Here is a 22,899-nt window from a genome sequence, read left to right on the forward strand (position 1 = left end):
GTTTGTCCATTATTTCCGAAAAACGTTTTCCCGCCATCCTCTTGTACAAGAAATGTCGGGTCGCGCACAAAAAATCACCGGGCAGTGCCCGGCGATCACAACATGGTTTTCAGATGGGCCACTCACCCCAGCTGTACCCAGACCTCGCTCCCCTCCAGCCGCACCGGCCAGCAGGCAACGCTCAGGGCAGGATCGTCCAGACAGCGACCGTCCATCAGGGCGTAGCGCTGCTTGTACAGCGGCGAGGCCACCACGGGTTCGCCCCCCGCATCCCCCACCAGGCCACGCCCCAGCACCGCGACGCCGGCCAGGGGATCCACCCCGTCCAGGGCATAGACATGCTCCCCGAGGCGAAACAGCGCCAGTACCCGCCCCTCCAGCCAGGCGCTGCGCCCGGCCTGCTCCGGCAGCGCCGCCAGCTCGCATACCCGGTGCCACTGCCCGCAGAGCTGTGCATCGTCCTTGTCATCCTTCATACCACCTCCTTGATACTGATGGCGGGCGTGCAACCCGTTGCCCCCGCTCATACCACCTCCTTGACAGCGATATCCGGCACCCATTGCCCCCGCTCCTCACGGCGCGGCGGCGTCTCGTCCTCGGGCCGGTTGACGAAGGCCTCGAACAGCTTGAGCTTGTCCGGATCCGCCAATGTGCTCTTCCACTCGCACTGCCAGGTGCCGACTATCCCCTCCATCATGGCCTCCAGCTCGGCACCGATGCCGAGCCTGTCCTCGATGATCACCGACCTGAGATAGTCGAGCCCCCCTTCCATGTTCTCCATCCAGACCGAGGTGCGTTGCAGCCTGTCCCCGGTGCGCACATAGAACATCAGCAGCCGGTCGATGTAACGGATCAGGGTCTGCTCGTCGAGATCCGTGGCGAACAGGTCGGCGTGGCGCGGCCGCATGCCGCCGTTGCCACACACATAGAGGTTCCAGCCCCGCTCGGTGGCGATGACGCCGATGTCCTTGCTCTGGGCCTCGGCGCACTCCCGGGTGCAGCCGGAGACCGCAAACTTCAGCTTGTGTGGTGCCCGCAGCCCCTTGTAGCGGTGCTCCAGGGTCTGGGTCAGGGTCATGGAGTCCTGCACCCCGTAACGACACCAGGTGGAACCCACGCAGGACTTCACGGTGCGCACCGACTTGCCGTAGGCCTGACCGGTCTCGAAGCCCGCCGCCACCAGCTCGCCCCAGATGGCAGGCAGCTGGTCGATCCGGGCGCCGAACAAGTCGATACGCTGACCGCCGGTGATCTTGGTGTAGAGGCCGTACTTGCGCGCCACCTCGCCAATGGTGATGAGCCCCTCCGGGGTGATCTCTCCCCCCGGGATGCGCGGCACCACCGAATAGGTGCCGTCCTTTTGCAGGTTCGCAAGGAAGGCGTCGTTGGTATCCTGCAACGCGCGGTGGGGTTTCTCCAGCACGTGCTCGTTCCAGAGGGACGCCAGGATGGAGGCCACCGTTGGCTTGCAGATGTCGCACCCCAGCCCCTGGCCATGCTTGTCCCGCAGCGCCTCGAAGCTCTTCAGCTCGCCCACCCGGGCCAGGTGATAGAGCTCCTGACGGCCGTAGGCGAAGTGCTCGCACAACCCCTTGTCCGCCTCGACGCCAAGGTCCGCCAGGGTCTGATCCACCACCTGCTTGAGCAGGTTGCTGCAACCGCCGCAGCCGGTGCCGGCCTTGGTGCAGCTCTTCACCGCCGACAGCTCGTGATTGCCCGCCCGAACGGCGGCCACCACGTCCCCCTTGCTGACGTTGTGGCAGGAGCAGAGGATGGCGCTGTCCGGCAGCACCAGGGGCGCGGGGGCGGCCCCTGCCTCCCCCACCAGCAGGGAGAGCGGCGGCTGGGGCAGCGCCACCCCGTTCTGGTAGTACTGCAGCAGCCGCTCATAATCGGCCCCGTCCCCCACCAGGATGGCGCCGAGCAGGCGGTTGCCCTCGCCGTCGGTCACCAGCTTCTTGTAGATGCCCTTGACCCTGTCCAGCAGCAGCAACTCCTGGGCGCCGGCGGTGTTGGCGTGGGCATCGCCGATGGAGCCCACGTCCACCCCCATCAGCTTGAGCTTGGTGGACATGTCGGCCCCGATAAAGCGGGTCTCGCCGCCGCACAGACTGGCCACTGCGGCCCGGGCCATCTGGTAGCCGGGAGCCACCAGGCCGAAGATGCGCCCCTGCCAGAGCGCGCACTCGCCGATGGCGAGGATGGCGGGATCCGAACTGTGGCAGCCGTCGTCGATGCAGATGCCGCCGCGCTCCCCGACCTCCAGCCCGGATTGCCGGGCCAGGGTGTCGGCGGGTCGAATACCGGCGGAGAACAGCAGCACGTCGGTCTCAATGTGAGTGCCGTCCTTGAAGCGCAGGCGATGACGGGCCTGCTCCCCCTGCTCGATGCACTCGGTGGCTTTCTCCACCAGCACCTCGACCCCGAGGGCCTGGATCTTGTCCCGCAGCACGGCGCCGCCGCTCTCGTCGAGCTGCACTGGCATCAGCCTGGGGGCGAACTCCACCACCTGGGTCTTGAGGCCGAGCAGGCGCAGGGCGTTGGCCGCCTCCAGCCCCAGCAGGCCGCCACCGATGACCACGCCGCTGCGGGCCTGGGCGCAGGCATCGCGGATGGCAGCGAGATCTCCCAGGGTGCGATAGACGAAGCAGCCCTCCCGCTGATGACCGGGGATGGGGGGCACGAAGGGGACAGAGCCGGTCGCCAGCACCAGACGGTCGTAAGGGAACTGCTCGCCGTTGGCCAGCGTCAGGGTGCGGGCCGCCCGGTCGAGCACCTCCACCTCGGCCCCCAGCCGCAGCGCAATGCCGCTCTCTTCATACCAGGCGGGGTCGGCCATGCGCAGGGCCTGGGGCGCCTTGCCGCCGAATACCTCGGAGAGGTGCACCCTGTCGTAGGCGGCGTCAGGCTCGGCGCCAAACACCGTCACGTCGAACCGCTCGAGGCCGCCCGCCGCCACCAGCTGTTCGACGAAGTGGTGACCCACCATGCCGTTGCCCACCACCAGCAGCCGTTGCTTTGCGGTCTGTTCGGCGGAACCACTGTTCTGGCAACCGAGCAGGCCCATGCCGTCCTCTGTCACCCACTGTTGCTCTTTGTCAGTCATGTCTCTCTTCCTTGAATCCGGCGGGCTCAGGCGCGCAGCTTGCTGCGCACCTGCCCGGCTGCCTTGAGGGGGGTCACCTTGCGTTGCTTCTCGTAGAGGAAGCGCAGCACCTGCTGGCGCAGCTTGTGGTAGTGGGGATCGTCCGCCAGGGCGACCCTGTCTCTGGGCCTTGGCAGGTCGACGGTCAGGATCTCCCCGACCGTGGCGCTGGGGCCATTGGTCATCATGACGATGCGATCGGAGAGCAGCACCGCCTCGTCCACGTCGTGGGTGATCATGATGACGGTGTTGCCAAGCTCCGCCTGGATCGCCATCAGCGCGTCCTGCAGATGGGCCCGGGTCAGGGCATCGAGGGCGCCGAACGGCTCGTCCATCAGCAGCACCTTGGGGGAGAGCGAGAGGGCGCGGGCGATGCCGACCCGCTGCTTCATCCCCCCCGACAGCTCGTGGGGCATCTTCTGGCTGGCGTGATCCATCTGCACCAGGGAGAGGTAGTAGTCCACCCGCTCCGCCACCGCCCGCTTGTCAGACTCCACCTGGGCCACCGCCAGCGCCACGTTCTGCTGGACGCTGAGCCAGGGCAGCAGGGCGTGGTTCTGGAACACCATGGCCCGCTCGGGCCCCGGGCCCGCCACCTCGCGACCATCGAGAATGATGCCGCCCAGGGTCGGCTCCAGCAGCCCGGCCACCAGGTTGAGCACCGTGCTCTTGCCGCAGCCCGAGTGACCGATGAGGGAGACGAACTCCCCCTTCTCGATGCGCAGGTTGACCCGGCTCAAGGCCTCGAAGCTGCCCTGCTCCGTCTCGAACGAGATGCCGACGTCGCTTATCTCCAGATAACTCTTCATTGGCTCTTCTCCTGCCTGAATAGAAATGTGATTAACGCAGTACCTGGCGCTTGTCCCAGGACAACCACTGCTGCAGGGCCAGCATGCCCCTGTCCAGGGCGCAGCCGATGAGGCCTATGGTGATCACCGCCACCATGATGCGGGCCAGAGACGCAGAGCCGCCGCTCTGGAACTCGTCCCACACGAACTTGCCGAGCCCCGGGTTCTGGGCCAGCATCTCCGCCGCGATCAGCACCATCCAGGCCACCCCCAGGGAGAGCCGCAGCCCGGTGAAGATCATGGGCAGGGCCCCGGGCAGCACGATGCGCCGCACGTGGGTCACAAAGGAGAGGCGCAGCACCCGGCTGACGTTGTGCAGGTCGCTATCCAGCCCCGCCACCCCCACCGCCGTGTTGATCAGGGTCGGCCAGAGGGAGCAGAGGGTCACCGTCAGGGCCGAGGTGAGGAAGGACTTGGCGAGCCAGGGGGTGGGGTTTGCATACAGAGCGCTCACCACTAGCGTGATGAGGGGCAGCCAGGCCAGCGGCGACACCGGCTTGAGCAACTGGATCACCGGGTTGGCGGCGCGATAGAGCCCCTGATTCATGCCGAGCAGCACCCCGCACGGAATGGCGATCAGGGTCGCCAGCGCGAAGCCGCACAGCACGGTGAGCAGGCTGGTGGCTATCTGATCGAAGAAGGTGGGGCGTCCTGTGTAGGGACGCAGCTTCACCTCGGCCGCCGGATCCGCCGCCTGCCTTGCCGCATTGCGCACCTGCTGGCGTTCGAGGAAGGCCGCCGCCTTCTCCCGCTCCTGCAGATGCTCCTGCCCGAGGGACCAGAGCTGGCTGGCGGTGGCGAGCGGCCCCGGCAGGGTGCCCAGACTGGTCTGCACCTGGCTCGCCCCCCACTGCCAGAGGCCGAGGAAGAGCAGCACGCCGAGCAGGGGCTGCACCATGATTTTCCAGTTGATGGCTTTTAAATGGATGAGGGGCCATGTGTGTCGTTTCATCGGGATCTCCTTGCTCATTGCACCCGCTCATCGCCCTTGAGGCCGATGGCGAACTGTTGCAGGTAGGCGTTGGGGTGGCGGCCGTCGTAGATGAGGCCGTCGATGAAGCCATCCTGGGGGCCGCGATAGCCCTGCTCGCTGGCAAAGTCGGGGAAGTCACTGGCCTTGAGCTTGCCCTCGGCGATGAGGGCCTCGGCGGCCTGGCGATAGACATCCGGTTGATAGACGGCCTTGGCCACCTGCTCGAACCAGGCGTCCGGCCTGGCCTCGGGGATCTGGCCCCAGCGCCGCATCTGGGTCAGATACCAGATGGCGTCGGAGTAGTAGGGATAGGTGGCGTGGTGGCGGAAGAAGACGTTGAAGTCCGGCACCTGGCGCTTGTCCCCCCTGGCGTACTCGAAGGTGCCGGTCATGGAGCTGGCGATCACCTGCTCGTCCGCCCCCACGTACTCGGGTCTGGCCAGCAGCTTGGCCGCCGCGCGCCGGTTGCCGTTGTCGTCTGCATCCAGCCACCAGGCCGCCCGCAGCAGCGCCTTCACCAGCCGCACATGGGTGTTGGGGTGACGTTCGGCCCACTGCCGGGTGACGCCGAACACCTTCTCCGGGTTGTTGCGCCAGATCTCGTTATCCGTGATGACGGGCACCCCTATGCCCCTGGCGACCGCCTGCTGGTTCCAGGGCTCCCCCACGCTGTAGCCGGCGATGGTCCCCGCCTCCAGGGTGGCGGGCATCTGGGGGGGCGGCGTCACCGACAGCAGCACGTCCGCCTGGCGCTGGCCCGAGTTGTCCCCAAGCTTGGGTGCATAGAAACCGGGGTGCAGGCCGCCTGCCGCCAGCCAGTACCTCAGCTCGTAGTTGTGGGGGGAGACGGGGAAGACCATCCCCATGTTGAAGGGCTTGCCCCCCTGGCGATACTCCGCCACCACGGGCTTGAGGGCGGCGGCGCTCACCGGGGGCGGCACCTGGCCCGCCTGCGGCCTGGGCAACTGGGGCGCCATGGCGGCCCAGACGCTGTTGGCCACCGTGATGGCGTTGCCGTTGAGATCCATGGCAAACGCCGTCACCAGTTCGGCCTGGGTGCCGATGCCGATGTGGGCCGCCAGGGGCTGGCCCGCCAGCATCTGGGCACCGTCCAGCTCGCCGTCTATCACCCGATCCAGCAGGATCTTCCAGTTCGCCTGGGCTTCGAGGGTGACGTAGAGTCCCTCATCCTCGAAATAGCCCCGCTCGTAGGCCACCGCCAGCGGCGCCATGTCGGTCAGCTTGATGAAGCCGAGCCTGAGCTCCTCCTGCTCCGGGGCTCCCAGTGCCAGCACCGGCAGCGACAGCGCCGCCAGCAGCAGCCCCGCACATCCTTGTCGTCCGTTCATTGCATCTCCTCCCTCGGTTCCGGGTCAGGGCCATGGCGCCAGGCTGCCTGGAATCGCAGTGCCACCTCGTTGCAGCGCTGCGACCCAAGGTGCGTCGCGACCAAAAAAAAGCCCCGCCGATCCGGGATCGGCGGGGCTTCTTTGCCCTGTTGCGGGTGAGTGACCTGACCGGCCCCTCACTGCGCATCGTGACTTCATTGCTATCGTGTTTTTGTTATTCACTTTCCGTGCCAGCTCCTCCAGGGTGCATCAGGCGGCCCTTTGCGGCCTGTGGAGCCCTGATCCTCCCTCAAATTTGCCTCAATTAGGCGCAGTTGCACCAAAACGGTTGGCCACGGGAGCGCTCAGGCGGGCAAAGCCTGCAGCAGTTGCCGCGCCAGCTCCCCCAGGCTCAGGTGACGGCTCATGGCGGTGCTGCGCATCAGGCGATAGGCCTCGTCCTCGTCCAGCCCCTGATGGCGCATCAGGCGTCCCTTGGCCTGCTCGATGAGCCGCCTATCCTCCAGCTTCTGGCGCAGCTCGCTCTCGGTCTGCATCAGGGCCTGCACCATGGCGAGCTGACTGCGGGCCAGGCGCAGCCACTGCTCCACCGGCTCACGCTCGCCGCAAGGGTGGGGCACCAGCAACACCCCCTGCTGCAACAGGGCGAGCTGGGTATCACCCCCCAGCCGCTCGCAGAACAAGAGGCGCGGCAGGCCGGGCCAAAGGGAGAGGCCTAGGCGTACCTCGGCGCTGAACTGGCGGCAACTGACGAGCAGGGCATCCCCCCTCTGCGTCGGAGTCAGCAACTGGCGGGTATCGAGGATCCCGGGCTGATGGCCGTAGTGACTGACCAGCAGGGCCAGGCGGTTCGCCTGGCCCGGGTCATCGGCGTGGATCAACAGCCGGGAAGCGGGGCCGTCCTGGCCCCGGGTGGAAAAAGTGGTCATGGCGCTCCTTGCCGGCGACGATCGCGTTCTGTCTGGCGAAAATACCGCAACATGAAGGCCAACTCTTTGAATCTACCTCCTTTTTATCTATCAGGAGGTAGTGGGGGTAGAGGGAAAATCGCCCCTCAGGCGACCCGTTCCAGGGCCTCCGTCAGCAGCCCCTGCAGCTCGGCGCGCAGCCGCACCACCTCCCCCATGATGATCAGCACCGGGCTCTGGCCCAGCAGGGCACGGGCGGCCTGCTCCAGGCCATCGAGCGTGGCCTCGTGCACCTGCTGGCGGGGGCTGCAGCCAGCCACCACCAGGGCCACCGGCAGCGCGCCCGGGGCCCCCGCCCTCAACATCCCTTCCCGAATGCGGGCCGCCCGCTCCAGCCCCATGTAGAACACCAGGGTGTGGCCCGCCCGGGTCAGCCCCTGCCAGCCCTGATAGTCGCGCTCGTCCATCAGGTGCCCCGTCACCAGGGTCAGAGAGCGGGCCAGCCCCCTGTGGGTCAGGGGAATGAAGCTGCTGGCGGCGCACCCCAGGGCCGCCGTGATCCCCGGCACCAGCTCGGCCTCGATGCCGTGCCGGGCCAGGTGCAGCGCCTCCTCGCCGCCGCGCCCGAACACCAGGGGATCCCCTCCCTTGAGGCGCACCACCCGCTTGCCCGTGCGGGCCAGGGCCAGCAGCAGGGCGTTGATCTCCTCCTGGGTCGGGCTCGGCTCACCGCAGCGCTTGCCCACGTCGAAGCGGGCCGCACCGTGGGGAATGCGGGCCAGGATCTCGCTCCCCACCAGGCGGTCATAGACCACGACCTCTGCCGCCTCCAGACGGTGCAGGGCGCGCAGGGTCAACAATTCGAGGGGCCCGGGGCCCGCTCCCACCAGACTGATTTGGCTCATCTCAGGCTCCTTGTGTCCTGGCACCGCACTAAGCGGATGCCAGGAAAACATGTTTGATCAACAGCTTGTCGATTTCGGGCAGACAGGTGCCGCAGTTGCTGCCACAGCCGAGCAGGGCCTGCAGCCCCGCCAGCTCGCTCACCCCCTGCCGGGTGATAGCATCGACGATGCGCTGCTCCGAGACCCGCAGGCAGGAGCAGACCAGCCGGCTCTCCCCGGCCAGGGCCTGGCTCAGGGTCTGGCTCAGGGCCCCCGCCTGGAGCGGCGTGCCGAGCAGACTGGCCAGCAGGTCGACCTTGATGTCCGGGCGCCGCCCCCCCACCAGCAAGATGCCCTCGATGCGATCCCCTGCCAGGGCCACGGCCAGCCACCCCTCCTTCATGGGCAGCCTGAGCCAGTGCCCCTCGGCCCCCAGCCGTTGCCACAGGCTCTCTGTGCTCTCTGACCAGGAGGCCAGCAGGGTGCAGTTACCCTCGGGCAGGGGGCGCCTGGCCCACCAGTCCACCGGCTCGCGCCACTCACCACGGCCACACCAGAGCCCTTGCCAGCGGGTGAGCTGCGCCCTGGCCTGCACCCGCCCCTGTTTGAACATCGGCTGGCCGGAAAGGGGATCCACCACGGGGGCGATGAGGCGGTTGACCGCCCCCTGGCTGCACTGGCTGTCGGTCCAGTGCATGGGCAGGAAGGCCTCCCCCTCCCTGAGCCCCTCATCCAGCCCCACCAGCAGCAGCGCCTCCCCAAGCCCGTTGCAAAGGCGCACCAGATCCCCCTCCTTCACGCCAAGCGCCAGCAGGCTGGCGGCCCCCATTCGCACCCTGGGCCAGGGCTCGGCCTCCTGCAACCGGGGCACGTGGCCGGTGCGGGTCATGGTGTGCCACTGATCCCGCAGGCGGCCACTGTTGAGGAGCAGGGAGACAGCCCCTGCAAGCGGGGGCGTTTCTGGCTGCTCGGGGAAGCGCTGGGCCAGGGGCAGCAGGCGGGCCCGACCATCCGGGGTGGCAAAGCGCCCATCCTCGAACAGGCGATCCCGCCCACGGGGCCAGTCGGCGTTGACGGGCCAGCGCAGGGGAGAAAGGGCCTCGAATTCGGCACGGGTGAGACCCGCCAGCCCGGAGATGTCGAACTGGCGGGATCCGTCGTTCTCAAATCCGGAGAGGGCGGCATGCTCGCAGAAGATCTCGTGCTCGTGCTCATAGGCGAACCCCTCGCCAAAGCCGAGCCGACGGGCGAGCCGGGTCAGGGCCCACCAGTCGGGCCTGGCCTCCCCCGGCAGGGGCAGGAAGGCGCGCTGGCGGCTGATGGTGCGCTCGGAGTTGGTGACGGTGCCGCTCTTCTCTCCCCAGGCGGCGGCAGGCAACAGCAGGTGGGCGAGGCGCGCCGTGTCGGTGTTGGCCGTCACCTCGGAGACCACCAGCAGCTCGCAGCGGCTCAGGGCCTCGCGCACCCGGTTGCCGTCCGGCAGGGAGACCGCCGGGTTGGTGCCGAGCACCCAGAGCGCGCGGATCTCCCCCCGGTGCACCGCCTCGAACAGCTCGACGGCCTTGTGCCCCGGCCCGCGCACCATGGTCGGGCTTCCCCAGAAGCGCTGTACCCGATCGCACTCGGCCTCGCCAAAGCCCATGTGGGCGGCGAGCTGAGTCGCGAGCCCTCCCACCTCGCGCCCTCCCATGGCGTTGGGTTGCCCCGTCATGGAGAAGGGAGCCGCCCCCGGCTTGCCGATGCGACCGCACATCAGGTGGGCGTTGATGATGGCGTTGGCCTTGTCCACCCCCTGGTTGGACTGGTTGATCCCCTGGCAGAACAGGGTGACGGTCTTGGGGGTACGGGCAAAGAGCTGGTAGAAACCGAGCAGATCGCTGCGGGAGAGGCCGCAGCTGCGGGCCACCTCGTCCAACTGCCAGGCGGGGTCGTCCAGCGCCCCCGCCAACGCCTCGAAGCCGCTCACGTGCTGCGCCACATAAGCCTTGTCCCAGCCATCGACATCGAGCAGGAAGCGGCACAGGCCGTTCCAGAGCGTCACGTCGCTGCCGGGTTTGAGGGCGAGATGCAGATCTCCCTGCTCCGCCGTCATGGTGCGGCGGGGATCCAGCACCACCAGCTTGAGCTCGGGGCGCCGCGCCCTGGCCTGCTGCAGGCGGCGAAACAACACGGGATGGGTCCAGGCGGTGTTGGCACCGGTGAGCACCACCAGATCGGCGAGCTCGAGATCCTCGTAACAGGCGGGCACCAGATCCTCCCCGAAGGCGCGCTGGTGGGCCACCACCGCCGACGACATGCAGAGCCGGGAGTTGGTGTCCACGTTGGCACTGCCCAGATACCCCTTCATCAGCTTGTTGGCGACGTAGTAATCCTCGGTGGTGAGCTGGCCCGACAGATAGATGCCGATGGCACCCGGCCCGGACTCGGCCAGGATGGCGGCAAAACGCTCCGCCAGGGTGTCCAGGGCCTCCTCCCAGCCGATGCGCTGCCCCATCCAGCGCGGATAGAGCAGGCGGTCGGGAAAGGCCAGGCTCTCCAGCAGGCTGGCCCCCTTGACGCACAGGGCGCCGCCGTTGGCCGGATGCTGCTCATCCCCCTGCAACTGCCAGTTGTCACCCTCCCGGCTCAGCCGGATGCCGCACCCCACTCCGCAATAGGCACAGGTGGTCTTCATTCCCTTGCTCCTTGTCATGTGTCTGACGAGGGGCCCATAAAAAAAGCGTCCGCCCCCCTGCGGGGACGGACGCCTTTGTCCGGATGCCTCATCGTCTTGTATGGGGAAGTGACTGCAAACCCCGCGCCAGGATGCAAGGGGCGACGCCATTGCGCATCAGGGGGTCGGGCTGCGCCGCCACGGTGCAGCCGCCCCCTTGTTGGGCCCGCCTTGCGGGAATCCGCCCCGCACGCTGGGCAAGGGGCCCACCGGGGGTATAATGCGCCGCCACACAGGAGAGAGAGATGAAAGTGTCAGATGAAGGCGCCACCGGGCAGCACCGGGCAGATGCCCGGGAGGGAGAGGACTATTGCGCCATCGGACTGGTCAATCCCAAATCCCCGGAGAACGTGGGCGCCGTGATGCGGGCCGCCGGCTGCTACGGGGCGGACGAGGTCTACTACACGGGGCTGCGCTTCGAGCTGGCACGCCGTTTTGTCACCGACACCAAGCAGATGGTGGAGAAGATCCCCCTGCTCGGGGTCGAGGAGCTGCTGGACTTCGTGCCCGAGGGCTGCACCCCTGTGCTGGTGGATTTGATCGAGGGGGCCACGCCCCTGCCGGATTACGTGCACCCCGAGAGAGCCTTCTACATCTTCGGCCCGGAGGATGGCACCCTGGAACCCGCCCGCTTCGCGGCGGTGAAGGAGGTCATCTATGTGCCGACTCAGGGTTGCATGAACCTGGCCGCCTCGGTCAACGTCATCCTCTATGACCGGTTGGCCAAGACGCTCAGAGCCAAAGGCTGAGGCAGGACAAGACGTTATCTATGTGGCCAGACCGACAGGCTGCATGCACCTCACCGCCTCGGTCAACGTCATCCTCTATGACCGGTTGGCCAAGACGCTCAGAGCCAAAGGCTGAGGCAGGACAAGCGGGGCCCGATGACGGCATCAGGCCCGACAGCTAGGGCTGTGGCTTGTTCGCCCGCACCACCTGCTCCCTGAGAAAGTCCTGGTAGTAGTCGTAGAGCTTGTTCTGCCGATAGATCTCCGCCAGTTTGCCCTGCCTTATCAGGGTGCGCATGCCGGGATCCCAGAGCCCGTGCAACTGCCTGCCCTTCGGGGTATCGGCGAAGATGGGGTAGGTCGGGATCCAGCGCAGGAATACCTGTACCAGCTCGGGGGGAAGGGAGCCTTCGGGGTAGAGGGCGCCGTCGGTCAGGTAGTAGCGGTAACGCCCCTTGATCAGCAATTGCAGCGCCATCTCGTGGCTGTCTATCTCGAACCAGCGCATCGGCTCCGGAATGAACTTGTCAAAGGCCCACCCCCTCAGCCAGAGCACCTCCTGCTCCTTGAGGCTGTGCTCCCCTGCCCAGTGCGGCAGCCAGCGCTTTTGCATCACCGCGCTCACGTAGTCCGCCGAGTCGGGGTAGTCGGGCTGATGGACCCCGGGCACCTCTCCCCGATAGACCCCCATCGCCATGTCCCCCTCCTTTTGCGACACCACCGCCAGTGCCCGTTTGTAAGGCACCATGTGAAGCTTCACCTCGTGCCCCAGGGGTTCATAGATGGCTCGAACCACATCCAGATAGACCCCCTTGCCGTCCCGATGACAGAAGCCGGGCCAGTCGTCGCAATAGACGTGTATGGTGTCTGCCCGCACGAACGAGGTGATCAGCAGGCAACAGAACAGAAAAAGACGAACCATGAATATCCTCAGTGATATGGCACTCGGCAGATGCTCACCGCCGGACGGCCCGTTCAGGCATACAGATAGCATAGAAAAACAGAGTCCCGGCCGACATTTTCCCCATTTTGCGAGCGGGTCGAGGGTTATTGTCGCCCCACAGCGTATCATGGCAAACAAGATTCATTAGTAGCCCAACTTGAGGGGAGATTCTCATGCCAACCATCAAATCCCTGCTCTGCCCCGTCGATTTCTCCGAGATGTCCAGAGCGGTGCTCGACTACGCCGTCTTCATGGCCAACACCCACCAGGCCGAGCTCAAACTGGTCCACGTGGTGGATCAGCTGCACGGCTTCGACAGCTACAAGATCCTGCACATGACGGCCATCGAGATCACCCACGAGATGGAACGCCAGGCCAAGAGCCAGCTCAAGGAACTGGTCGCCTGCCTGCCCATTCCGGCCAAATTCGAGGTCCGTTTTGGCCGCGCCGCCGATGAAATCGTCCTCCAGGCGAAGGAAGACAAGGTGGATCTCGTGGTCATGGGCAGCCATGGCCGCTCCGGCATCACCCACCTGTTGGTGGGCAGCGTGGCGGAATCCGTGGTGCGCCACGCTCCCTGCCCTGTGCTGGTGGTCCGCAAATAATCCCCACCTGATGCGCCAAGGCCAGCATATGCTGGCCTTTTTGCTGTTCATTGCCATGAGATGCTCATCGCAGCACACTCGCGGGCAGGCTCTCAGCCATGGGCATAGATGACGCTCCCTCCCTTGATGGTGTCGATGATCGCCCTGGACTGCTCCCTTGGCAGGGCCGGGCATCCCCAGCTGCGCCCCAGCTTGTCAAACTTCTGCAGATGCCTGGGGCTGGCATAATCCGCCCCGTGCACCACGATGGCGCGCTTGCGGGCATTGCTGTTCTTGCCGGGACTGAGGCCGTCGAGACGCAGGGAGTAACCGTGCTTGCCCTGATAGGTCTCGGCGGTGCGGTAGACCCCGAGGGAACTTTGCCGGGAATTCATCTGATTGGAGAACTGGCGGGCGGCCAGCTCCCCCGAATTGCGGCCGTGGCTGACCCAGGTGTGGTAGAGCAGCTTGTGGCGCTTGACGTCGATGACGAACAGCCGGCGCATGGTCGAGGGCTTGCTGTAGTCGATGATGGTGAGAATGGGTTTTCGCTTGTGGCGCACGCTCTGGTAACCGTCCAGGGCCTTGCGAAACACGCGGCTGTCGAGTTTGCCCGCCAGCCCGAGCTGACGATAGAGATCCTGGTCCCAGCTGGCGTGGCTGGCGCCGCTGAAACAGAGCGCCCCCAGCAGCAGTGGCAGGCTCAGCCAGAGGCTGCCCCACCACGCACTCCTATCCTGTCCCTTCATCCTTGAAGTTGCTCCCCTTGCTGTCGCTGGTCTGATGCCCCGGGTGACACCGCATCCTGCTGGATAGTTATATGCAAGCCATTGATTGCGGGCAATAAAAAAGCACAAAAATGCCGACCTGAGTCGGCATTGTCCTGCTTGCTGAGCGTGCCTGGATCAGGCACGGCTGAGATAATCCGCCTGCCCCACCCACTTGTAGCTGGTGAGTTCGGTCAGCCCCATGGGGCCACGGGCGTGAAGCATCTGGGTCGAGACCGCCACCTCGGCCCCGAGGCCAAACTGGCCGCCGTCGGTGAAGCGGGTGGAGGCGTTGACATAGACCGCCGCCGAACCGGCCCCGTTGACGAAACGCTCGGCATTGGCGAGGGAGTTGGTCAGGATGGCATCGGAGTGGCCGGCGTTGTGCTCGCGCATATGGGTGAGCGCCTCGTTGACGTCCGCCACCACCTTGACCCCCAGGGTCAGCCCCAGCCACTCGGTGTCGAAATCTTCCGGCCCCGCGTCGCACAGGTTGTCGCTGCCAGCCAGCAGCGCCATGGCATTGGGCGCACCCACCAGAGTCACCTTGCGCTCGTTCATCAGAGCCACCAGTTGCGGCAGCAAGGTGGCCGCCACCTTCTCGTGTACCAGCAGGGTATCGAGGGCGTTGCAGGCGGAGGGGCGCTGCACCTTGGCGTTCTCGATGACCGCCAGGGAACGCGCCAGATCGGCGCTCTCGTCCACGAAGATATGACTGATACCGAACCCGCCGATGATGACGGGGATGGAGCTGTTCTCCTTGCACATCTTGTGAAGACCCGCGCCGCCGCGGGGGATGATCATGTCCACGTAACGGTCGAGGCGCAGCAACTCGGCCACCAGCGCCCTGTCCGGATTGTCGATGTACTGCACCGCCGCCTCGGGCAGGCCGGACGCTGCCAGGGCATGCTGGATCACCCGCACCAGCTCCAGGTTGGAGTGGAAGGTCTCGCGACCGCCGCGCAGAATGCTGGCGTTGCCGGTCTTGAGGCAGAGGCTGGCGATGTCGATGGTGACATTGGGGCGCGCCTCGTAGATGACGCCGATGACACCGATGGGCACCCGGCGACGGGAGAGGCGCAGGCCATTCTCCAGCACCCGGCTGTCGATTTCGGCCCCGACCGGATCATCCAGGGTGATCACCTTGCGCACATCCGCCACTATGCCGGCCAGGCGCGCCGGGTTGAGCAGCAGGCGATCCAGCATGGCTTCCGTGAGCCCCGCCTCGCGCCCGGCGGCGATGTCTTTCTCGTTGGCCGCCAGGATCTGGGCACTGCGTGCTTCCAGTTCATCGGCGATGGCCGCCAGCGCCCGGTTCTTCTGTGCCGTGCTGACGGTGGCCAGTTGATAGGCGGCTTCACGGGCCGCCTGCCCCATTTTCTCCAGACTCATCACAGTTCCCTTTTGTTCATGCGGTGCCGCCCTGTTCAGAGCAGCACCATGTCATCACGGTGGATGGCCACGGCCCCATAGCCGTAACCCAATACCTGTTCAATCTGATCCGAGTGGACCCCCCGCAGCCGATCCAGCTCCAGATGGTCGTAACGGCAGATACCGCGAGCCAGCTCGCTCCCCTTGGGATCCAGGATACGCACCACGTCGCCACGCACGAAATCTCCCTTCACCGCGACGATGCCCTTGGGCAGCAGGCTGGAGCCCTTCTCCTGCATGGCGGCCACGGCCCCCTGATCCACCTGCACTTCGCCGTGAGGAGGGGGCCCTGCCAGGATCCAGCTCTTGCGCCCTTCCAGGGGGGATGCCAGAGCCGGGAACAGGGTCCCCACCCGCTCCCCGGCGGCGAGGCGGCCGATCACTTCCGGGATCTGGCCGGTGGCGATCACCACGTCCACCCCGGCGCGGCGTGCCACGTCGGCCGCCTGCAACTTGGTGGCCATGCCACCGGTGCCAAGACCGCTCACGCTGTCACCGGCGAGGGAGCGCAGGGTGTCGTCGATGGTCTGCACCTCTTCGATGAGCTGGGCATCCGGGTTGGTGCGCGGGTCGGCGGTGAAGAGCCCCTTCTGATCCGTGAGCAGGACCAGCAAGTCCGCATCCGCCAGGATGGCCGCACGGGCAGAGAGGTTGTCGTTGTCCCCCACCTTGATCTCGGCGGTGGCCACTGCGTCGTTCTCGTTGATGACGGGGATGATGCGGTGATCGAGCAGAGTGCGCAGGGTGTCGCGGGCATTGAGGTAGCGCTCCCTGTCTTCCAGGTCGGCGCGGGTCAGCAGCATCTGGCCGATGTGCAGCCCGTAGAGGTTAAACAGGTCCTGCCATACCCGGATGAGCTGGGTCTGACCCACCGCCGCCAGCATCTGTTTGTTCGGCAGGGTAGGCGCCAGCGGAGGGTGGCCCAGATGCTCACGACCGGCGGCGATGGCCCCCGACGTGACCAGCACGACACGGTGCCCGTGTCGATGCAAGGCGGCACATTGTCTGACCAGCTCGACCATGTGGGCACGGTTGAGGCGGGCAGATCCCCCGGTGAGCACGCTGGTGCCCAGTTTGACGACTATGGTTCTGTTTTCCATGGGAACGAAGGGTTAGAAAAGTAAGGAATCCCTTTATACCCACGGCACCCCTGCCCTGCAAGGCAATTAAGCCTCGCCAGGCAGTTGCGGGCTCGGTGACAAAGCATCGGGGTACCCCGCACCGGGAAGATGCGGGGCTTGGGGATCAGGCTGCCGTCACGCTCAGTTCGGCAGTCACCTGCTTCGCGGGGGAGAGGGTGCACTCCAGCTGGGTCAACTTGCCGCTGATGAGCTTGTAGAAATGTTGCAGGGTGCGTTCCACTTCCGCCTGATGCTTCTTGGGCAGCGCCTTGTCGATCCACTCCCCGTCCGCGTTGTAGAACCCCGTCTGATAGTGGTAGCTGAAGCTGTGATCCTCCTGCTCCAGCACCAGCCACCAGCCCCAGAACTCCCGCTTGTCCGGGGCAGGCTTGGCGCTGACGCAGACGGACAGGCAGTCAAAGCGGTAGCGGCCCTCCTCGCACAGGTCTTCACGCAAATAGGGGCCAATGGCCGCGAACTGCCGCAGCAATCGCTTGTAAGTCACTCTTTCTGACATGCTAACCTCCCTGTTGAACAAGCCATACCATCACATGGTGATGTTACATTTTTAGTTTTATATCATGTACATAAGTGCTTTTTGAGCCAATCTACCGTCTCTTTCAGTGCCTCATCATAGACCTCGAGCAGTGGCTGCTTGTCAAACACCACCGCCTTGCCGTTGCGACTCGCAGCGGCCAATGCCCGGACATCCTGCTCGGGACAAATAAAATCTTTCTTGTGCCCGATACTCAATATCGGCACGGAAGTGCGACTCCCCAGTAATCCCTGGGTCTTGAGGGAGAAGACCTGACACTTGGTGCGCAGCAGATCCCACTGGGCCGCGTCCGCCCCCAGCCGGTTCGCCAGCCCGTCGCGCATCATGCGCGGGCAGCGGGCGAACATCTCCTGATTGGTGAACACCTGGTTGATGCCGGCACCGATGCAGACCACAGTCCGAAGCTTGAATGGCTCGACGAAGGCGAGACGGGCCGCCACATTGCCGGCGAGGCGGAACCCCACCATGGCGATGCGCTGGTGATCGACCCAGGCCACCTCCGAGAGGTAGTTGAGCACCGCCTGGTGCAGGCGGCTGGTGTCCTGCACCAGGGGCCAGTGCTCGGCATAGCCGGTGCCCGGCATGTCCAGGGAGAGCATCCCGATGCCGTGGGGCTCGAGACACTTGAAATAGAAGTTGAGGAAGTCCACCTGAAGCGAATCGATGCCACCGCTGACGATGACCAGGGGCACAGGTTTCTCGGTGGTGGGCAGATGCAGGTAGCCCTGGATGGTCTTGCCCCGAAACGGGACCTGCAACTCCTTGAGGGGCACCTTGAACAGGCGTCCGGCCTCGCGATAGGCCATGTTGCCGAGCAACTGGGCCTGATCCGCCAGCTCGTCGTGCTTGAGGTGGGGGTAGCTTGCGATGGAGTAGTAGCGCACTGCCTTGAGCAGGCTCTTCAGCGCCGCGGCGCGATCCCCTTCCCCCAGCAGCGTCCTCCCCGTATTGAAATAACGGCCGGCGAGCTGACTCCACTCATAGACCCAGTTGCCGGGCACATAGCCCTTGATGGTGTCCAGATAGCGTTCGTGACTGCGCTCCCCCTGCCCCATGGCGATGTGCGCCAGGGTCTGCTCCACCTCGACGGGATCGGCCCCCTGCCAGGCCCAGGTCGGTCTGCGCAGCAGGCGATACCAGCGGGGCGACAGGGCGCCATCGATGAAGCTGTCAGACAGTGCGCTGTCTTGCTCGTCGACGGGGCTCGAGTTGGAGACTTCGGAAGTTTCCAATACCTTTTTGACCCGGGTAAACAGCTTTTCCGTCAGATTGGTATCGTCGTTTGGTTCCAAAATGGTGGCTCTTCTGTCTCAAACAATGTCCCATCTTAACCACTTTTCACATCGAGCAGCCACACCAGAAACGCATTGAGCCCCAAAAGGGGCTCAATGTGGTCAACCTTGCATCACGACGGATCAGTCCGCTCCCGAATGCCGGGGAGTCACTGGTCGCGACCGGTGCGGCGATTACGCTTCGTCGCAGATCGGCTTGGCGAACTCCAGCGCCATGTCCCAGGGCTGTTCAATCCAGGTATCCTGCGGAATGGCGACTTCGAAGTCATCCACCAGGGGTTCGCCCATGGGCTTGGCGAAGATGGTGATGAACTTGGCTCTGGGGTAGAGCTCGCGGATCGCCTTGGCGGTGCCGCCGGTGTCCACCAGATCGTCCACCACCAGCCAGCCTTCGCCGTCACCTGCGGTGGTGGCAGCCTTCACCACCACCAGCTCGCGCTGGTTGTCGTGGTCATAGCTGGAGATGCAGAGGGTTTCGACATTGCGAATGCCAAGTTCGCGGGCCATCAGGGCCGCAGGCACCAGACCACCGCGGCTGACGGCGATGATCCCTTTCCACTGGCTGACAGGCAGTTGACGACGGGCCAGACGGCGCGCTTCGCGTTGCAGGTTATCCCACGATACATAGAACTTTTTTGGCATGCTATCGATCTCAACGAGTTATAAAGCAATCACTTATGAGGTGAAACCCGGCAAAGAGACGGGTTCAGGTCAATTCTGGCACCCCGTTTCCCGAATTTTGCTTGCACTTTTTCGGCCTCGGGGCTGACGCCTCGGCGGCAAAAACGGATGCAATGCGAACAGGGATGGGATGTAGCTGGCGGCCATCTCGGGTGGACTCCCGATCTCGGGCCGGCTGTTGGGCCGGTATGATAGCACTCTTTATGGATAAATTGAGCGGCAAACGTATGCGAAAAACAGGAAATGTCCGCCATCTTCCGCTCTGTCGCCCTTTTGGGAAGGCTCCGGCGACACCGACAGGTTAGCCGTTTGACACACATTCCATGACATTCGGGCAAAAAAATAGCAGGGGGAGGAGAGGATCCTCACACACCTGCTGCTGTTACCTGTGACGCCTGCGAGCCTTAACGGCGGGTGGCGTAGGGATTCGGGTAGTTGAAACCCTGGGTATAGAGAGATTGGGCAAACCAATAGGTTGAATTGCTGCCTGACATCATAAACTCCTGATTGCTTAACAAGTTACGTACCTTAATGCGGGTTCACATCCTTGAACTGACACTCGGTTCCATGGAGGCGCACTTGCTTTGCTTCGGTTCCCTGGAGGCATTGATTGTCATCCTGACAAGTGGGCTGGCCACTGCGGCTAATTTACCACCCGGCGCCAAAAAGACAATATTTTTGTGACCAACATCACAAAGTTGATGTTGTGCTGACACGAATAAGGCAGGCAGTGAAGTTCGCCATCCATGCTCCCTTTCCCAGCACAAGCAGAGCGTCATTTGCGCTGATCGCTCACATTTTTGCGTGATTGACTGTATTATCGTTATCCTCTTCCCCGGCCCGCAGAGTGGGGCCCGACATTTTCCATGCTGGTAAGGAGTCCCGACGTGGCACAGCTCAGTTCTCTGTCTCCCAAGTTGATTTGGCAATTCTTCGAGCAGATCTGCTCCATCCCCCACCCCTCCAAGCACGAAGCCCAGCTGAGCGCCTGGATCGTCGCATGGGCCCAGGGAGAAGGCCTGGCGGTCAAGCAAGATGCCGTCGGCAACATCATCATCAAGAAACCGGCCACGCCGGGGATGGAAAACCGCAAGGCCGTGGTGCTGCAGGCCCACATCGACATGGTGCCCCAGGCCAACGCCGACACCCAGCACGACTTCACCACCGATCCCATCGATGCCTACATCGATGGCGAATGGGTCACCGCCCGTGGAACCACCCTGGGTGCCGACAACGGCATGGGCATGGCGGGTTGCCTGGCCGTGCTGGCCGACAAGACCATCAAGCACGGCCCGCTGGAAGTGCTGCTGACCACCGACGAGGAGACCGGCATGACCGGCGCCTTCGGTCTGGAAGCGGGCTGGCTGGAGGGCGAGATCCTGCTCAATACCGACTCCGAAGAGGATGGCGAGGTCTACATGGGCTGCGCCGGCGGGGTCGATGCCAATATCCGCTTCCCCCTGGAGCGGGTCGCTGCCACCGAGGGTGAAGGTTTCGAGCTGCAGGTCAAGGGCCTGCGCGGCGGCCACTCCGGGGTCGACATCCATCGCGGCCGCGGCAACGCCAACAAGCTGCTGGTCCGTCTGCTCAAGGCCGCCGAACCGCTGGGGGTGCGCCTTGGCGATCTCAGTGGCGGCACCTTGCGCAACGCCATCCCCCGCGAGGCCCGCGCCAGCCTGCTGGTGCCCGCCGCCAGCGTGGCTGACTTCAAGGCTCTGGTAGACCGCTACGCCGGCATCTATCAAAGCGAGCTGGCCGCCACCGAGGCCAACCTCACCGTGCTGCTCACCGCCCGGGAGAAACCGGTCCAGCTCATGAGCGAGTCCCTGCAAAGCCGCCTGCTGGATGCCCTGATGGCCTGCCCGAACGGGGTGATGCGCATGAGCGACGCCATCCCGGGCGTGACCGAGACCTCCACCAACCTGGGTGTCATCAAGACACTCGAGGGGGAAGTCTATGTGCAGTGCCTGATCCGCTCCCTCATCGATTCCGGTCGCGAGAACATCGAGCAGATGACCCGCTCCCTGTTCACCCTGGCCGGCGCCAGCTGCGAGTTCACCGGCGCCTACCCGGGTTGGGCCCCGAACGTTGACTCACCGGTCATGGCACTGGTGCGAAGCAGCTACCAGACCCTGTTTGGCGAGATGCCGAACGTCATGGTGATCCACGCAGGCCTCGAGTGCGGTCTGTTCAAGAGCGCCTACCCGGACTGGGACATGGTCTCCTTCGGCCCGACCATCCGTGGCGCCCATGCACCGGGAGAGAAGGTACACATCCCGGCGGTCGAGCGTTTCTGGCAACTGCTGGTTCACGTGCTGGAACATATCCCGGCCAAGTAAGCCAGCTCACGACCATACCGATGCCCCGCCCCGTGCGGGGCATCTTTTTTGTGCTCCCTCCTCGGCCACCTCTCTCATATCCCCGACTCCATACGTGGCACTGGCATGAAACCGTATCCATGAACAGGTCTGCATTTGAAAACCCTTTCCATGATTTATGTAAATTTACAACACAAAAAGTTGATCCAGCTCACATATGCCCCTAGGATCAGAACGTGACCAAGGTCACACAACCCATGAACCACAGAGAAACGAGGTTATCATATGTTCGAGAATCTGGCAGTGCTGTTCCACCTGAAGGGTGCAACCAGCAAGAAAGGTGCTGAAGAGAAAGACACTTATGCGCCTGCAACCCGCAATTACTACTTCCGTTATGGCGCCTGATATCGCCTGTCCGGAAGTTGAAATTAGCAACGTAATAAAACTACAAAACAACTCAGCAATCCACACAGCAGCCACCCCCATCGGGGCGCTGTCCTGCCCGGGCCAGAATTCCCACGGCCAAACCTGAACTCCAACCATGAAGATGGGGCCCGCAGGCCCCATTTTTTATCCCGTTTCCGCCTCTATTGCGCCTTCTTGGTGCCACCTTGCAGCGATGCCGGTCGCGACGTGGCGGGCGCCGGCATCATATCGCCTTTCCCAACGGCACCGCCTCCTGCACGGGTAAGGGGAAGTGGCAGGCCACCTGATGCCCCTGCCCGCCGCACGCCTCAAGGGCGGGCGAGCGGGTGCGGCACAGATCCGTTGCATGGGGGCAGCGCTGGTGAAAGTGGCAGCCACTCGGCGGCGAGATGGGGGACGGCACATCTCCCGTCAGCAGGATACGCTGGCTGCGCCGCCGCGGATCCGGCACCGGAATGGCGGAGATGAGCGCCTGGGTATAGGGATGGCGCGGTGCCAGGTAGAGTGCCTGGGCCTCGGCCAGCTCGACGATCCGGCCCAGATACATCACCGCAATCCGGTCCGAGATGTGCTTGACCACCGACAGGTCATGGGCGATGAAGATGATGGCGAGGTTCATCTCCCGCTGCAGATTGAGCAGCAGGTTCACGATCTGGGACTGCACCGACACGTCGAGCGCCGACACCGCCTCGTCACACACCAGCAGCTTGGGCTTGAGGGCGATGGCGCGGGCGATGCCGATGCGCTGGCGCTGGCCACCAGAGAACTCATGGGGGTAGCGATCCACCGCGCTGCCGGGCAAGCCGACTTTCTCCAGCAGCTCCTGCACCCATGTCCGGCGCTGTTCGGCGTTGCCCTTGCCGTGGATGATGAAGGGCTCCTCCAGGATCTGCCCCACCGTGTGGCGGCTGTTGAGGGATTCTGCGGGATCCTGGAACACGATCTGCATCTCCTGACGCAGGGATCGCATCTCCTTGGGCGAGAGGTGGGTGATGTCACGCCCCTCGAAGGTGATGGAGCCGGCGGTCGGCTCGAACAGCTTGAGCAACGAACGCCCCAGGGTGGACTTGCCGCATCCCGACTCCCCCACCAGGCCAAGGGTCTCCCCCTGCCTGAGATCAAAGTTGATGCCATCCACCGCGTAGACGGTGTATTGCTTGCGCAAGAAACCGCCACCCATCTTGAAATGCTGCTTTAAATTGCTTACCGACAACAAGCTGGTCATGACTTCC

19 protein-coding genes are annotated in these 22,899 nt (G+C 64.6%); 3 read left to right on the forward strand and 16 right to left on the reverse strand.

Annotation, left to right across the window (positions count from 1 at the left end):
• Positions 1-122 precede the first annotated feature (122 nt).
• The 8 genes from nirD to AB5Y51_RS20425 all read right to left on the reverse strand — a co-directional run bounded on the left by nirD (position 123) and on the right by AB5Y51_RS20425 (position 10,781).
• Positions 123-476 carry a nitrite reductase small subunit NirD gene (nirD, locus tag AB5Y51_RS20390; protein WP_048208634.1) on the reverse strand — a complete coding sequence of 118 codons (354 nt, stop codon included), beginning with the start codon at positions 474-476 and terminating at the stop codon, positions 123-125.
• 47 nt (positions 477-523) lie between these two features.
• Positions 524-3,106, reverse strand: coding sequence for a nitrite reductase large subunit NirB (nirB, locus tag AB5Y51_RS20395; RefSeq protein WP_368179090.1), 2,583 nt, complete (start codon positions 3,104-3,106; stop codon positions 524-526).
• A gap of 26 nt (positions 3,107-3,132) precedes the next feature.
• Positions 3,133-3,954, reverse strand: coding sequence for an ABC transporter ATP-binding protein (locus AB5Y51_RS20400; RefSeq protein ID WP_010675449.1), 822 nt, complete (start codon positions 3,952-3,954; stop codon positions 3,133-3,135).
• A 31-nt stretch (positions 3,955-3,985) separates the two neighbouring features.
• Positions 3,986-4,945 carry an ABC transporter permease gene (locus AB5Y51_RS20405; RefSeq protein ID WP_368179092.1) on the reverse strand — a complete coding sequence of 320 codons (960 nt, stop codon included), beginning with the start codon at positions 4,943-4,945 and terminating at the stop codon, positions 3,986-3,988.
• A gap of 14 nt (positions 4,946-4,959) precedes the next feature.
• Positions 4,960-6,315, reverse strand: a complete 1,356-nt coding sequence (locus AB5Y51_RS20410) for a CmpA/NrtA family ABC transporter substrate-binding protein (protein ID WP_182935306.1) — start codon at positions 6,313-6,315, stop codon at positions 4,960-4,962.
• Positions 6,316-6,659: 344 nt separating this feature from the next.
• Positions 6,660-7,244 carry an ANTAR domain-containing response regulator gene (locus AB5Y51_RS20415; protein WP_042865056.1) on the reverse strand — a complete coding sequence of 195 codons (585 nt, stop codon included), beginning with the start codon at positions 7,242-7,244 and terminating at the stop codon, positions 6,660-6,662.
• 125 nt (positions 7,245-7,369) lie between these two features.
• The gene (gene cobA, locus AB5Y51_RS20420) at positions 7,370-8,128 is read right to left on the reverse strand and encodes a uroporphyrinogen-III C-methyltransferase (protein WP_010675453.1); all 759 of its coding nucleotides are present in this window, start codon (positions 8,126-8,128) and stop codon (positions 7,370-7,372) included.
• Positions 8,129-8,156: 28 nt separating this feature from the next.
• Positions 8,157-10,781, reverse strand: coding sequence for a molybdopterin-dependent oxidoreductase (locus AB5Y51_RS20425; RefSeq protein WP_368179094.1), 2,625 nt, complete (start codon positions 10,779-10,781; stop codon positions 8,157-8,159).
• 284 nt (positions 10,782-11,065) lie between these two features.
• Here AB5Y51_RS20425 and AB5Y51_RS20430 point away from each other — a divergent pair, with 284 nt between their 5' ends.
• The gene (locus tag AB5Y51_RS20430) at positions 11,066-11,569 is read left to right on the forward strand and encodes an RNA methyltransferase (RefSeq protein WP_368179096.1); all 504 of its coding nucleotides are present in this window, start codon (positions 11,066-11,068) and stop codon (positions 11,567-11,569) included.
• A 157-nt stretch (positions 11,570-11,726) separates the two neighbouring features.
• Here the strand turns inward: AB5Y51_RS20430 and AB5Y51_RS20435 are convergent, their stop codons facing one another.
• The gene (locus AB5Y51_RS20435; RefSeq protein WP_041212464.1) at positions 11,727-12,470 is read right to left on the reverse strand and encodes a hypothetical protein; all 744 of its coding nucleotides are present in this window, start codon (positions 12,468-12,470) and stop codon (positions 11,727-11,729) included.
• 194 nt (positions 12,471-12,664) lie between these two features.
• Between AB5Y51_RS20435 and AB5Y51_RS20440 the strand changes: the two genes are divergently transcribed.
• The gene (locus AB5Y51_RS20440) at positions 12,665-13,096 is read left to right on the forward strand and encodes a universal stress protein (protein ID WP_041212463.1); all 432 of its coding nucleotides are present in this window, start codon (positions 12,665-12,667) and stop codon (positions 13,094-13,096) included.
• A gap of 92 nt (positions 13,097-13,188) precedes the next feature.
• Here the strand turns inward: AB5Y51_RS20440 and AB5Y51_RS20445 are convergent, their stop codons facing one another.
• The 6 genes from AB5Y51_RS20445 to gpt all read right to left on the reverse strand — a co-directional run bounded on the left by AB5Y51_RS20445 (position 13,189) and on the right by gpt (position 18,884).
• On the reverse strand, positions 13,189-13,824 hold the full coding sequence (locus AB5Y51_RS20445) for a murein L,D-transpeptidase catalytic domain family protein (protein WP_042016892.1): 636 nt from the start codon (positions 13,822-13,824) through the stop codon (positions 13,189-13,191).
• A gap of 156 nt (positions 13,825-13,980) precedes the next feature.
• Positions 13,981-15,237 carry a glutamate-5-semialdehyde dehydrogenase gene (locus AB5Y51_RS20450; RefSeq protein ID WP_323921375.1) on the reverse strand — a complete coding sequence of 419 codons (1,257 nt, stop codon included), beginning with the start codon at positions 15,235-15,237 and terminating at the stop codon, positions 13,981-13,983.
• Between the two features lie 32 nt (positions 15,238-15,269).
• Positions 15,270-16,373 carry a glutamate 5-kinase gene (gene proB / locus AB5Y51_RS20455; RefSeq protein ID WP_048207022.1) on the reverse strand — a complete coding sequence of 368 codons (1,104 nt, stop codon included), beginning with the start codon at positions 16,371-16,373 and terminating at the stop codon, positions 15,270-15,272.
• A gap of 145 nt (positions 16,374-16,518) precedes the next feature.
• Positions 16,519-16,911: a sigma factor-binding protein Crl gene (gene crl, locus AB5Y51_RS20460; protein WP_042883291.1), complete on the reverse strand. Its 393-nt coding sequence runs from the start codon at positions 16,909-16,911 to the stop codon at positions 16,519-16,521.
• A 62-nt stretch (positions 16,912-16,973) separates the two neighbouring features.
• Positions 16,974-18,242 (reverse strand): esterase FrsA, encoded by a 1,269-nt coding sequence (gene frsA / locus AB5Y51_RS20465; protein WP_010675462.1) that lies wholly within the window; start codon positions 18,240-18,242, stop codon positions 16,974-16,976.
• Positions 18,243-18,416: 174 nt separating this feature from the next.
• A complete protein-coding gene (gene gpt, locus AB5Y51_RS20470) occupies positions 18,417-18,884 on the reverse strand; it encodes a xanthine phosphoribosyltransferase (protein ID WP_039040347.1) in 468 nt (155 codons plus the stop codon).
• 926 nt (positions 18,885-19,810) lie between these two features.
• Between gpt and AB5Y51_RS20475 the strand changes: the two genes are divergently transcribed.
• Positions 19,811-21,262 carry an aminoacyl-histidine dipeptidase gene (locus tag AB5Y51_RS20475; RefSeq protein WP_201925289.1) on the forward strand — a complete coding sequence of 484 codons (1,452 nt, stop codon included), beginning with the start codon at positions 19,811-19,813 and terminating at the stop codon, positions 21,260-21,262.
• A 628-nt stretch (positions 21,263-21,890) separates the two neighbouring features.
• On the opposite strand, the gene AB5Y51_RS20480 is transcribed toward AB5Y51_RS20475, so the two are convergent.
• Positions 21,891-22,892, reverse strand: coding sequence for an ABC transporter ATP-binding protein (locus tag AB5Y51_RS20480; protein WP_368179099.1), 1,002 nt, complete (start codon positions 22,890-22,892; stop codon positions 21,891-21,893).
• Between the last annotated feature and the right edge of the window lie 7 nt (positions 22,893-22,899).

It is taken from the genome of Aeromonas sp. R7-1, assembly GCF_040908115.1.
In the GTDB taxonomy this organism is placed as follows: Bacteria; Pseudomonadota; Gammaproteobacteria; order Enterobacterales; family Aeromonadaceae; genus Aeromonas; species Aeromonas caviae.

Bases quoted from the DNA above. Each gene is read 5' to 3' on its own strand.
- crl (WP_042883291.1), bottom strand. From the start codon at position 16,911: ATGTCAGAAAGAGTGACTTACAAGCGATTGCTGCGGCAGTTCGCGGCC.
- AB5Y51_RS20405 (WP_368179092.1), bottom strand. From the start codon at position 4,945: ATGAAACGACACACATGGCCCCTCATCCATTTAAAAGCCATCAACTGG.
- AB5Y51_RS20410 (WP_182935306.1), bottom strand. From the start codon at position 6,315: ATGAACGGACGACAAGGATGTGCGGGGCTGCTGCTGGCGGCGCTGTCG.
- AB5Y51_RS20425 (WP_368179094.1), bottom strand. From the start codon at position 10,781: ATGAAGACCACCTGTGCCTATTGCGGAGTGGGGTGCGGCATCCGGCTG.
- AB5Y51_RS20415 (WP_042865056.1), bottom strand. From the start codon at position 7,244: ATGACCACTTTTTCCACCCGGGGCCAGGACGGCCCCGCTTCCCGGCTG.
- AB5Y51_RS20440 (WP_041212463.1), top strand. From the start codon at position 12,665: ATGCCAACCATCAAATCCCTGCTCTGCCCCGTCGATTTCTCCGAGATG.
- nirB (WP_368179090.1), bottom strand. From the start codon at position 3,106: ATGACTGACAAAGAGCAACAGTGGGTGACAGAGGACGGCATGGGCCTG.
- cobA (WP_010675453.1), bottom strand. From the start codon at position 8,128: ATGAGCCAAATCAGTCTGGTGGGAGCGGGCCCCGGGCCCCTCGAATTG.
- AB5Y51_RS20445 (WP_042016892.1), bottom strand. From the start codon at position 13,824: ATGAAGGGACAGGATAGGAGTGCGTGGTGGGGCAGCCTCTGGCTGAGC.
- AB5Y51_RS20430 (WP_368179096.1), top strand. From the start codon at position 11,066: ATGAAAGTGTCAGATGAAGGCGCCACCGGGCAGCACCGGGCAGATGCC.
- gpt (WP_039040347.1), bottom strand. From the start codon at position 18,884: ATGCCAAAAAAGTTCTATGTATCGTGGGATAACCTGCAACGCGAAGCG.
- nirD (WP_048208634.1), bottom strand. From the start codon at position 476: ATGAAGGATGACAAGGACGATGCACAGCTCTGCGGGCAGTGGCACCGG.
- proB (WP_048207022.1), bottom strand. From the start codon at position 16,373: ATGGAAAACAGAACCATAGTCGTCAAACTGGGCACCAGCGTGCTCACC.
- AB5Y51_RS20480 (WP_368179099.1), bottom strand. From the start codon at position 22,892: ATGACCAGCTTGTTGTCGGTAAGCAATTTAAAGCAGCATTTCAAGATG.
- AB5Y51_RS20400 (WP_010675449.1), bottom strand. From the start codon at position 3,954: ATGAAGAGTTATCTGGAGATAAGCGACGTCGGCATCTCGTTCGAGACG.
- AB5Y51_RS20435 (WP_041212464.1), bottom strand. From the start codon at position 12,470: ATGGTTCGTCTTTTTCTGTTCTGTTGCCTGCTGATCACCTCGTTCGTG.